The sequence below is a fragment of the Escherichia sp. WS1451 genome (genome assembly GCF_046487365.1).
GTDB classification, from domain to species: Bacteria; Pseudomonadota; Gammaproteobacteria; order Enterobacterales; family Enterobacteriaceae; genus Escherichia; species Escherichia coli.
On the sequence record NZ_JBJQJP010000009.1, the window covers coordinates 121619 to 133055 of the forward strand.

An 11437-nucleotide genomic window follows, 5' to 3' on the forward strand; every position below is an offset into this window, starting at 1 on the left:
GCTCAATATTCAATCGGCTTCAGGAATACCTGGTCAAAGGTTTTGTGATGGACGATGAGCGGCTGAAGAATCCGCCTGTCGGTTCTTCTGTCCTCGAACGCATCCGCGATATTCGCGCCAGCATGCGCCGTGTTTATTTGCAGGTGATTTGCCCCCCTGCTGACTCTCAGCCAACTGTATCGCCATTAAGGTGAAGATGTTGTTTTACACGCTTCTGCACACCCTTTTGATACGACTATTCTATTCCTTTAACAGCTGGCGAAAAAAACTGACCTGTAAACTTCACCAATAATCAGACTGCCATCAAGATTAATTTATTCATGTAATATATCAAATCAACTTGTTTTATTTTTACTATCAAAAATAGCTCATTGCCTTACTATAATTAATATATAAATTCGGTGATTAACTCTTAACATGCTTTTGCTAATAATCTCAATTGCTGGCCCTATAATATTGCGCTAGCATTGCTTTCTGGTTGTATCAGCGACACTCAAAAATTCTTAATACAATACTCATTCGACTGGTACTTATTTGTAACTCAGTTATATTTTGTCGCCCGGTGATTCAGAAGAATGCAAAAAACGGCTACCACTCCATCAAAAATACTTGATCTCACTGCCGCGGCATTTTTACTTGTCGCCTTTCTGACGGGTATTGCGGGCGCTCTCCAGACTCCCACCCTAAGTATATTCCTCGCAGATGAACTGAAAGCCCGTCCTATAATGGTAGGTTTTTTCTTCACCGGTAGCGCTATTATGGGGATTCTGGTCAGTCAATTTCTGGCAAGGCACTCCGATAAACAAGGCGACCGTAAATTACTGATCCTGCTATGTTGCTTATTTGGAGTGTTGGCCTGCACGCTTTTTGCGTGGAATCGCAACTACTTCATTCTCCTCTCTACGGGCGTACTTCTGAGTAGTTTTGCTTCCACTGCAAACCCGCAAATGTTCGCCCTCGCCCGTGAACACGCCGACAGAACAGGCCGTGAGACGGTCATGTTCAGTACATTTTTACGTGCTCAGATCTCGCTTGCCTGGGTTATCGGGCCACCGCTCGCTTATGAGCTGGCAATGGGATTTAGTTTTAAAGTGATGTATCTCACCGCAGCCATCGCATTTGTTGTTTGCGGGCTGATAGTCTGGTTGTTTTTGCCATCAATACAAAGAAATATTCCTGTCGTTACCCAACCCGTAGAAATTTTACCCTCCATCCATAGAAAGCGGGATACACGGCTACTTTTTGTGGTCTGTTCAATGATGTGGGCGGCGAATAATCTCTACATGATAAATATGCCGCTATTTATTATTGATGAACTGCATCTAACCGATAAACTGGCTGGAGAAATGATTGGTATTGCTGCCGGTCTGGAAATTCCGATGATGTTAATCGCAGGCTATTACATGAAACGTATTGGCAAGCGACTATTAATGCTCATTGCTATCGTGAGTGGTATGTGTTTTTACGCCAGCGTACTCATGGCGACGACTCCGGCAATTGAGCTGGAATTGCAAATTCTAAATGCCATTTTCCTTGGTATTCTCTGTGGTATCGGCATGCTTTATTTTCAGGATCTGATGCCTGAAAAAATAGGCTCTGCGACAACGTTATATGCAAATACCTCACGCGTCGGCTGGATTATCGCCGGCTCTGTTGACGGAATTATGGTTGAAATCTGGAGCTACCACGCGTTGTTCTGGCTGGCGATAGGGATGTTGGGTATTGCGATGATTTGCCTGCTGTTTATTAAAGATATTTAGCTCACCAGTCTGGGCTAAGAAAAATCGGCGTGGCGCAAACAGAGCCATCCTCGCCATTTTTGCTATCATGCCTGCATACATAAACGACAAAACAGTATGCAGAGGGAAAAATGGGTTCCACCAGAAAGGGGATGCTGAACGTTCTGATTGCCGCCGTGTTGTGGGGAAGTTCAGGGGTCTGCGCGCAATACATCATGGAGCAAAGCCAGATGTCGTCGCAGTTTTTGACTATGACGCGTTTGATATTCGCCGGTTTGATTCTGCTGACGCTGTCATTTGTTCATGGCGATAAAATCTTTTCTATTATTAACAATCACAAAGATGCCATTAGTCTGCTGATTTTTTCCGTGGTTGGCGCGCTAACCGTACAGCTCACTTTTTTGCTAACCATCGAAAAATCGAACGCAGCCACGGCAACGGTGCTGCAATTCCTCTCACCGACGATTATCGTCGCCTGGTTCTCACTGGTACGTAAATCGCGCCCGGGCATTCTGGTTTTTTGCGCTATTTTGACATCGCTGGTCGGGACTTTTTTACTGGTGACACACGGTAATCCGACGTCATTATCGATCTCTCCGGCCGCGTTATTCTGGGGCATTGCCTCGGCATTTGCTGCTGCATTCTATACCACCTATCCCTCAACGCTGATTGCCCGCTATGGCACGTTGCCTGTCGTCGGCTGGAGTATGCTGATCGGCGGTCTGATTCTGTTGCCTTTTTATGCCAGACAAGGGACAAACTTTGTCGTTAACGGCAGTTTGATTCTGGCGTTTTTTTATTTGGTGGTCATTGGTACGTCCCTGACATTTAGTCTGTACCTGAAAGGAGCACAATTAATTGGCGGTCCAAAAGCCAGCATTTTGAGCTGTGCAGAACCATTAAGTAGCGCGCTGCTCTCTTTGCTGTTGCTGGGGATCACATTCACATTACCGGACTGGCTGGGAACGCTTCTGATTCTGTCATCAGTGATTTTGATTTCAATGGATTCCCGTCGCCGCGCCAGAAAAATAAATCGTCCGGCGCGGGATGAGTGAGAATTACCAGCCAGGCACCGCGCCACCGTTAAAGATGGTTTCTGCCGCTTTAGCGACTTCGGATGATTGATAAGATTGCAGAAATTCCTTCACGTTTTCTGCATTCTTATTATCTTCCCGTGCCACCAGAATATTCACATACGGCGAATTCTTATCTTCAATAAATACGCTGTCGTGCACCGGAGAAAGCCCGGTCTGCTGAATGTAAGTGGTGCTGATAATCGCCACATCAACTTTGGGATCATCCAGTACGCGCGGGAGTTGCGCCCCCTCGAGTTCCATAATCTGCAAATGACGAGGATTATCGGTTATATCCAGCGCGGTAGGTAATAACCCTTTTCCCTCTTTCAGAATAATTAGCTTCTCTTTTTGCAACAGTAAAAGCGCGCGACCAAGGTTGGTCGGGTCGTTGGGGATCGCCACTGTCGCGCCTTCTTTTATTTGCGCCACGGTTTTGATTTTTTTGGAATAACCCGCCATAGGGAAGACAAACGTATTTCCCACCGCTACCAGTTTATAACCATGCGCCTGATTATCTTGTTCAAGAAAGGGCCGATGCTGGAAGACATTCGCATCAAGCTCGCCATGATTTGTCGCATCGTTCGGTAGCAACGAACCGCTAAATCCTACCAGTTCAACATCGAGGCCATATTTCTCTTTTGCCACCTTTTTAGCGACTTCCGCGACATCTTGTTCTGCGCCATTTATAACGCCAACTTTAATGTGTTTTGCATCGCTGCTACTCTGGTCGCAACCTGCCAGCAGAATTCCTGCCAGCAATAATGCGGCCCCCGCCCGTAGATGATGTGTTGTCAGTTTCATTTTTTATCCTTTTTTTAATCATTAACTGACTATAATGGCAAGATCACTACGATTTAAAAAACGAAAAGCTATCGAATAGAAGAAAAAGGTATAAAAAACTGGCACTTCTTACTGACCACGCAAACACCTTTCGTACAGCATGATGAGAGCGGTAAAAGCAAACTACACTTATGCTTCATTCGATGCACATTTGCAGAAGGTTGCCGCTATGAAGCCAACGATGCTACTCATGATTACCGTATTCCTGACTTTTCCAGCCATTTCTCAGGCCGAGTCGCCATTCAGCTCGCTACAGTCGGCAAAAGAGAAAACCACGGTATTGCAAGATTTACGTAAAATTTGCACGCCACAGGCGTCATTATCAGACGAAGCGTGGGAAAAATTAATGTTGTCTGATGAGAGTAACAAACAACATATCCGCGAAGCTATTGTGGCGATGGAGCGTAATAATCAGAATAACTACTGGGAAGCGCTGGGTAAGGTGGAATGCCCGGATATGTGAATTTCGCACACCTCCGCGCTCAGGCCAGCAGCCGCTGACTTAAGCTCGCACATCAGTAAATCACCTGCTTTTTCAAATTCCAATCAAAATTGAACCCGTTCATCAGGATTGTGGATAAATTTCCCTCTACATTATTTTCATTTCATCACATAGAAAATCTTATCTCATTGAAACAATACTTGTTTTTAATGCAGAAAACGAAGCCCAACGGATGGGCATAAAAATGAGCGAATTTTGATATCACCACCCTCTAAAAAATGGTGAAGTCTGAACAAAGAATGTTCGAAAGGAGAGAGTAGAGATGGAAAGCGCAAATCTGGATTTAGAAGAAAATAAAGAAATTGCCAGTAAGTTCGAACGTGCATTAGGTATGGGAGCAACGCTTGCAGAGCTGCATGGCATAACCCCGGATACCCTTGAAGGCGTTTATGCTTACGCTTATAACTTTTATGAAAAAGGAAGACTTGACGAAGCTGAACTCTTTTTTAAATTTCTCTGTATTTATGATTTCCAAAATTATAACTATCTAAAAGGATATGCCGCCGTCTGTCAATTGAAGAAAGATTATCAAAAGGCATTCGACATGTATCATATCTGTTTAATGCTATCTCCCGATAACGATTTCTCTTTGGTTTATTATATGGGTCAATGCCAGATGGGCTTAAAAAACATTAAAATGGCCACTGAGTTATTTAATACTGTCGTAACCTATAGTCAAAATGAAAAAATTAAAGAGATGGCTACTGCTTATCTTGAACTTTTGACAGCCAATACCGAAGAGGAAGTTCAAACAGAGTGAGTCGGCAAAATGAACATAAATGGAAAAAACGCTTCTTTTACGTCTGAAGAGTTAGCCAGGAAATATCATGAGGAAGCCACGGTTGATTTAAAAAATAACCATGGCGATAAAATAAATGAGAAGAATAACAATAAACACATTACTTACTTTCCCGTTGATGCCATTTTAGATGGGAATAAACATCTGCCATGAGTTAAATAAAAAAGAATTAATTACACCCGATGATAGCTTAAAAAGGAGGTGAATTATGTCGGCACCGATTACGGGACAAACGATCACGTTTGAACAAATCAGTGAAACATTGCGTACACAGTATAGCGATGCGGAAAAAAGACTGCAGGACAGCAGCAAAACGCAAGTTGATCCCATGCGGCTTAATAAAAACCCGAAATCCCTTGATAACGATATTCGCGCTCGTCTTGAAAACAAACCGATGCTTGCTCCGCCTGAAATACAGGTTTCAGATTCAGACAACGCCACTACAGCAAAGACGAATGATGCCCGCCTGACAATGATTTTGGGTAATTTAACAGGCATTGCCGATCAGGATATTACAAAACGATTGCATAATAACCTTGACAGCACCCTGCTTCGACACGAAATGGCACATAATAAGTTTCGTGAATTAAGTGACGCTTACTCCTCATCATTAGATGATGCGCAAAAAGCCGACGATATCATGCATCAGGCCAATAATAATTACAATGCGGTCGATAAAAAGGTGCAATCGCTGGAGAAAAAAGTCAACACATTGAATCAAGAGCTGTCACAACTGCAACCTGGCGATCCGCAATATAATAAAGTACTGACGCAAAAAAATGCGGCTGAAAAAACACTCACGCTGTCATTACAAAAAAAATCGTTAGCTGAGCAATCGTTAAATACAGCCATTATGGATGCTGATGCTGCGATCGGCCAAAGTATGGAAATTTTTGACGAAATTCAACAGCAAGAACAGATTAATAACTTCACCACCAATATTTGCCTGACACAGGAAAACCAGAAAAATAGAAACGCGACAGCCACATTTATCCTTTTGATTACTTCAGTAATGGAAGTTATTGGTGATACCAATTGCGACTCTATTAAAAATCAATCTGAGGTAATGAAAGAGATTAACCATGTCAGGGAAAATAAACTCAATGAAACAGCGCGTAAATATACTACCACGACTAAAGTTTTAAAAATCGTTAATGAGTGTGTAACTGTAGTTACCTTTGCCGTAAGCGCAGTCTTAATTGTTGTTGGTCTTCTTGCTGCAGTTCCAAGTGGTGGTTCAAGTATTGCGGGTGCATTGGCACTTATTGGAGGAATAGCGGGCGCAGTAGTATTAGGTGTAGATATCACTTGTCAAATCGCTCTGGGCACCACGGCTACCGGCTGGATTTTAGGGAAAGTTGTTGAAGGTCTTTCGGCTGCTATTAAAACAGTTGATCCCACTCTGCTCGCAATCACCGCGCTTCTGGACGTTATTGGTGTCGATCAAAATACGATTGAACTGGTTAAAAGTATTTACGCAAGTGCAGCCGCTTCTATTGTCATGGCGACAGTAATGATTGGTGCAGCTGTAATATGTTCTGTAGCAATAGGGGCCGTTGTTTCTGCATTATCAAAAACAGCCGCCGAAGAAGTCACCAAAGAAATAACAAGCACTATAAAATCAACCATTGAATCAATTATTAATTCAGTTTCAAAAAATATTATAAAGGTATTAGACAGCGTATGCAGCGTGCTACAAACATCAGCCGTAGTGTTGAAGTTGATTGCCAAAATAAGTAATGGCCTGGAGAAAATAGGCTTACTCATCTGTGCAATAGCAACATCGACGATGAATTGTTTTGTTGCTGGAAACTCTGCCGACATGGCAATTTTACAACAGGACATGAGTAATCTATCAAAAACGCGTGAACAAATGCTTTCAGTATTGCAAAGGGTGGATAAAACCGTCGAACAAGAGGTAAGCCAGATGGTACGAGTATTACAACACCGAACTGAAGCCTTAAAATTTGCTTCCCATTCTATCGTATAAGAGGGTTTTAACATGGCCACCTATGAAATTAAAAATGCGTCCAGCACATCTAATATTAACAGTCTTGATAAAACAATCTTTGATAGAGATTATGGTAAAGAAAACAACATACCAAATGATAATAAAATTGTGCAATACTATAACCTTAAAGATATTAAGCATGACATAAGCTCTCAGTTTATAATATTAAAAAATACAGACAGAGAAGTCTGTCCGGAACTAAGAGTAAAACTTTTGGATAATCTTAATTACTCAAGGAATACGCTAGATAATTTGAGGGGTGACCTTGACCAAGCTACAATTTCATTCAGTCAATCAAGCAGTTCTGCAGAACAGAGTTCTATTAAAATATCTAAATATAATATCCTTGATATGCTAGATAATTTGACCATGCGACAACAGGCTGTTATGGAGGAATTTTTAAGGGTATTCACATCAATGTATAAAGCCTCTGCTATGTCTGAGGCTATTATGAGCAACGTTTTTGAACAACTTGTCCAGTATCAGAAAACAGAAACCGTACACGCCACAATGGCAAGTTCGGCAGGTGTTCTTGCCGGGTCAACAGTTGGCGCAGCTGGAGCTGCAACATCTGTTGTAGCAAATTTCAGAAGCCATCCCGAAAAGATGCAAACCCTTACACCTGATCAGAAGCACACTATCAGTGGAACTGATGATAAAACACAGCGAGGATTAAAAAGGGAAGTTCAAGATCAACAAGCTTATCTCAAGCAAATAGATGAAGAAATAAAAACAACAACGAAAGATACAACACTTGATGAAGAACAAAAAGAAGAGACCCTGAAATATTACGATAAAGAAAAAGAAACTACGGAAGAAAAAATTAGAGATAAAAACGAGCGTATTAGTATAAAACATAACAGGAAATATAATAAATATTTTACTATAGGTAAAGCAGATGTACTTTCACAGCTTGTTAATCAATCAACTCAAGCATCACTTAGAATTCTAGAAAGTACTACTCATGCAGAAAAAGACATTGTTGAACAGGCTAAAAATGTCATGCATTCAGTTATGAGTAGCTATCTGGATCAAATTAATCGTGATGTTCAAGGAAGAGATCAGGCACTCAATTTATTACAGCAAATAATACAAACCATTATTGATACTGATAGTGCTATTGTTCAAGGAATTCGCTCATAAATTATTGCAATAATAGTTTCTTATATTTAAGGAGGAATGACACATGATTAATAAAGATAATAATTTAAATATAGATATTCTACGTCAGCAGAATGCAAACATTCCTCTTCAAGAGGCATCCTCGCAAAGTGAGGAGCCTCATCAACTGGGAAACAGCAAAAGCGAGGGTAATTTGCATAACAGCGCCAGTAAGGATAATAATATTGGCGCTATGCTCAAGAAAGATGTTGAAAAACTATCAACTTTAGTCAGTGAACGTGGCCCGCGAAATGAAGACTGGAAATGCCAGCATGACATACAGCTTAACTTCGTTAAAAACATGCTCAGAAATTTCCCAACTGAGAACCTGTCAGAGAAAGGATCCGCGCTCTTACACGAAAGTTATTTGCTGATAAAAAACGTTCTGCAGCTTACAGAAAATGTTAATACTATTGACGTAAAATTAAAGGATACCGCTACAATATTGACCCTGCATAACTCTGTGAGAAAAACCCTGGCTAACGTTGCTCACAACACAACCGGGTCAAGTGCAATGGCAACGACCAAAGGTACCTTAAATCACGCTATCGCTTCTTTAGACAGTTCTGTGCCTGAAATGAGAAGTTCAGCAACCAGCAGTACTTTAACGGCCAGTAGTTCAAACGAATTTAAAAGTGATAAATATATATGCAGTGATATTGCTGATTTGATGAGTGTGCTCGGTAGCGACTACCTCGAAATCTATGCAAATAGCGTTGAGATAATGAGCGCATACTGGCAGGACTTCAGTGAACATATCCAAAGCAATATGGGAAAATGGACTCACTCTAATAAAAAAGGCGATGCGATAGTTTTTGACGTCAATGCATTCCAAAAAGCCTTGATGCATTTTTATTATATCGATAAATATCCTAATGGTGATTTCCACTATCATTACAATCCAGACTATGTTTTATACCCTCCGGCACCTGCTGACAAAATTGGTGTACCACTAGAAGAAGCAGAAAAATGGTGCGCCGCTTTAGGACTTCCGGTAATTCCACCCGATCCCAAACACCGCACACCTTCTCCGATTGTCGAAGTTGAACCGCAAGGTAGCGGTCTGTATGTTATTATTCCCAACCCTCAGATTATTGACAGTATGAGTCAGTCTTCAGACTCAATGGTGCATAGGGACGATAAAGGGAAGGAAAAAAATATATCTAAAGAATTCACCGGTTATGAAATAAGCACAGCTGAATACCAGGCATGGCTGGCGGGTTATAACGGCCAGACAGAAAACATGAAAACCGACGTGCAGGTTATCACGACTAAATACAGTACAGCTAACTCCACCTACGATACAATTATCAAATTATTATCTTCAACCATTACTGCGTTGTTTGATTCAGCGAAAGATTATTTACGTTTCTGATTAAGTAATACCCACAATTATCGCCCACTATCTGGTCCCGAAAAATGGGACCAGCGTTTCATATTATTAAGCATCAGCTTTCATTCATTTCTTCATCACAATCTTACAAAATGAGCGTTTTTTGATAGAGCAATTCTGCCAATACTTTATTTTATATTAATCAAATTAATACTATGAATAGAGAAAACGGAAGGAGCGTTCTATGCAACTGCAACATGGAAAAAATAATACACAACAATATATATTTGGCGACTTTGTATTAAAAAACAATGGAATATTATTATTCAAAAACAAAGAATATCATATTCCCCCGAAAGAACTTGGCGTTATCATTCTATTACTTAATGCTGACGGTGAAATTGTTAGCAAAGAAGAGATTATCGATAAGGTCTGGAGCGCGAGTGTTGCCAGTGATGAATCTCTAACACGATGTATTTATGCATTGCGCAAACTTTTGCATGAGAATAAACAGTGTAAGTATATCGAAACGGTCTATGGTCGTGGATACCGTTTTACTGTACCTATTGTGATTGTGACCGATAATGAACCGGTAAAGTCGACCACCACTCTTGCCGTTTTTCCCTTTCGTACTGAAGGTTCGATCAATGTTCTAAAACTCCATTACGAACTTGTCCAGGGCCTTTCAAAATATGCTTTTTGTGGTTTAGATATTTTACCCGCTTCGGTAACAAATGAGGCCAGTGATTTCTCCACCATCCATCAGTTTATCAATAAAACAGGTCCAGAATATTATATTATGGGTCAGGTCGTTCACTATGGTAAAAACTGGCGTTTATTTATTGAGTTAATCCATGCCAGAACGCATAAATTGATTGATCATCAAAGTATTGATTTCAACCCCGATAATCCTCTTTCCGTATTATTATCACAAGTAATTAATATTCTTATTGAAAAAATACCCAACATTAATTTTAAATCTATTAATACACAACAAATGCCATCTCTGGATTCTGCTGTTATGTATATGAATGGCAGGATGGAAATGTACCGTTATACACCAGAAAGTTTGAAACGAGCATTAGTAATATTTAGAGATTGTGTGAGTACGCAACCGCAAAATACCTTGCCCTACTGTTGCCTGGCGGAATGCCATATATCATTAGCACGCCTTGGAATCAGTGAACAAAAACAAGCAATAACTACGGCAGTAACCTCCATTGAAAAGGCTCTGGAAATTAACCCTTCAAATTCTCAAGCATTGGGTTTACTGGGTTTAATCAGTGGGCTAAAAGATGAACATTCAGTCTCTAATGTGCTATTTAAACAAGCACATTTACTCAAACCTAATTCGCCAGACGTTTATTATTATCAGTCGCTGCTATATTTTTTGAACGGCGACCTTGCAAGAGCATTTAATTTAATAGAAAAAAGCATTGCTCTTGAACCCAATAAAATGGGCATAAGCATTCTTAAATTAATGATACTTTATTATACATCACCACTCGATAACGCGATATCTTTTGCATTAAATCTTAACAGTCAAAACACCTGTAACAATCCAATTATTACCTCTATTCTGGCTATGTTCATGGCACTGAAAGGACATAATGACAAAGCCAAAAGTTTATTGCTTAAACTTGAACCTGAACATGGTCTTGATTACACCTGCGTTAACTCGCTTTATACGAAGTTTCTGATCTATGGCGCATCTATAAAAAATGACATTATGAAGTTACTGGCAAATATTAACACTAACAAAATCAATGGTGTTATTTTGCCGTTAATTTACACTGTTTACGGTAAGAAAGAATATGAAAAGCGCTGGCAACAATTAATTAAAGAGAATGATTTATGGTCAAATGTTTTGCTTCATGACCCCCGTTTACTCAGTGTGAAAAACGAATTTAATACTATTGGTGTGATGCGTACTTCTGCGTAATGACGAATATAAATTGCCCTGCTGATGCAGGGCA

10 protein-coding genes and 1 pseudogene are annotated in these 11437 nt (G+C 40.5%); 10 read left to right on the plus strand and 1 reads right to left on the minus strand.

Features of this window, described 5'->3' with window-relative positions; translation table 11 throughout:
• Positions 1 to 17: 17 nt before the first annotated feature.
• The 3 genes and pseudogenes from rhuM to ACJHX7_RS13600 form a co-directional block, all read left to right on the plus strand.
• Positions 18 to 179 (plus strand): annotated as a pseudogene (gene rhuM, locus ACJHX7_RS13590) (RhuM family protein); the annotation flags it as partial.
• A gap of 396 nt (positions 180 to 575) precedes the next feature.
• Complete coding sequence (locus tag ACJHX7_RS13595) at positions 576 to 1760, plus strand: sugar efflux transporter (RefSeq protein WP_001172866.1); 1185 nt, start codon at positions 576 to 578, stop codon at positions 1758 to 1760.
• A gap of 110 nt (positions 1761 to 1870) precedes the next feature.
• Complete coding sequence (locus ACJHX7_RS13600; protein WP_000535959.1) at positions 1871 to 2794, plus strand: carboxylate/amino acid/amine transporter; 924 nt, start codon at positions 1871 to 1873, stop codon at positions 2792 to 2794.
• Positions 2795 to 2797: 3 nt separating this feature from the next.
• Here the strand turns inward: ACJHX7_RS13600 and nlpA are convergent, their stop codons facing one another.
• Entirely contained in the window at positions 2798 to 3616 is an 819-nt protein-coding gene (nlpA, locus tag ACJHX7_RS13605; protein ID WP_000779398.1) for a lipoprotein NlpA, read from the minus strand.
• A 208-nt stretch (positions 3617 to 3824) separates the two neighbouring features.
• Between nlpA and yicS the strand changes: the two genes are divergently transcribed.
• From yicS to eilA, 7 genes are all read left to right on the plus strand, one after another.
• Entirely contained in the window at positions 3825 to 4118 is a 294-nt protein-coding gene (yicS, locus tag ACJHX7_RS13610) for a protein YicS (RefSeq protein WP_001306625.1), read from the plus strand.
• A 301-nt stretch (positions 4119 to 4419) separates the two neighbouring features.
• The gene (locus tag ACJHX7_RS13615) at positions 4420 to 4917 is read left to right on the plus strand and encodes a SycD/LcrH family type III secretion system chaperone (protein WP_001604188.1); all 498 of its coding nucleotides are present in this window, start codon (positions 4420 to 4422) and stop codon (positions 4915 to 4917) included.
• Between the two features lie 9 nt (positions 4918 to 4926).
• On the plus strand, positions 4927 to 5109 hold the full coding sequence (locus ACJHX7_RS13620) for a hypothetical protein (protein WP_001024521.1): 183 nt from the start codon (positions 4927 to 4929) through the stop codon (positions 5107 to 5109).
• Positions 5110 to 5164: 55 nt separating this feature from the next.
• The gene (locus ACJHX7_RS13625; RefSeq protein ID WP_001275753.1) at positions 5165 to 6946 is read left to right on the plus strand and encodes a YopB/SseC family type III secretion system translocon subunit; all 1782 of its coding nucleotides are present in this window, start codon (positions 5165 to 5167) and stop codon (positions 6944 to 6946) included.
• 12 nt (positions 6947 to 6958) lie between these two features.
• A complete protein-coding gene (locus ACJHX7_RS13630) occupies positions 6959 to 8110 on the plus strand; it encodes a hypothetical protein (protein ID WP_094030283.1) in 1152 nt (383 codons plus the stop codon).
• Between the two features lie 43 nt (positions 8111 to 8153).
• The gene (locus tag ACJHX7_RS13635; protein ID WP_000608461.1) at positions 8154 to 9503 is read left to right on the plus strand and encodes an IpaD/SipD/SspD family type III secretion system needle tip protein; all 1350 of its coding nucleotides are present in this window, start codon (positions 8154 to 8156) and stop codon (positions 9501 to 9503) included.
• 202 nt (positions 9504 to 9705) lie between these two features.
• Positions 9706 to 11403 (plus strand): HilA family transcriptional regulator EilA, encoded by a 1698-nt coding sequence (gene eilA / locus ACJHX7_RS13640; RefSeq protein WP_410231632.1) that lies wholly within the window; start codon positions 9706 to 9708, stop codon positions 11401 to 11403.
• Positions 11404 to 11437: the final 34 nt, after the last annotated feature.

Excerpts from the sequence above, each read along its gene's own strand:
- eilA (WP_410231632.1), top strand. The coding sequence starts at position 9,706 with ATGCAACTGCAACATGGAAAAAATAATACACAACAATATATATTTGGC.
- ACJHX7_RS13620 (WP_001024521.1), top strand. The coding sequence starts at position 4,927 with ATGAACATAAATGGAAAAAACGCTTCTTTTACGTCTGAAGAGTTAGCC.
- nlpA (WP_000779398.1), bottom strand. The coding sequence starts at position 3,616 with ATGAAACTGACAACACATCATCTACGGGCGGGGGCCGCATTATTGCTG.
- yicS (WP_001306625.1), top strand. The coding sequence starts at position 3,825 with ATGAAGCCAACGATGCTACTCATGATTACCGTATTCCTGACTTTTCCA.
- ACJHX7_RS13625 (WP_001275753.1), top strand. The coding sequence starts at position 5,165 with ATGTCGGCACCGATTACGGGACAAACGATCACGTTTGAACAAATCAGT.
- ACJHX7_RS13600 (WP_000535959.1), top strand. The coding sequence starts at position 1,871 with ATGGGTTCCACCAGAAAGGGGATGCTGAACGTTCTGATTGCCGCCGTG.
- ACJHX7_RS13595 (WP_001172866.1), top strand. The coding sequence starts at position 576 with ATGCAAAAAACGGCTACCACTCCATCAAAAATACTTGATCTCACTGCC.
- ACJHX7_RS13630 (WP_094030283.1), top strand. The coding sequence starts at position 6,959 with ATGGCCACCTATGAAATTAAAAATGCGTCCAGCACATCTAATATTAAC.
- ACJHX7_RS13635 (WP_000608461.1), top strand. The coding sequence starts at position 8,154 with ATGATTAATAAAGATAATAATTTAAATATAGATATTCTACGTCAGCAG.
- ACJHX7_RS13615 (WP_001604188.1), top strand. The coding sequence starts at position 4,420 with ATGGAAAGCGCAAATCTGGATTTAGAAGAAAATAAAGAAATTGCCAGT.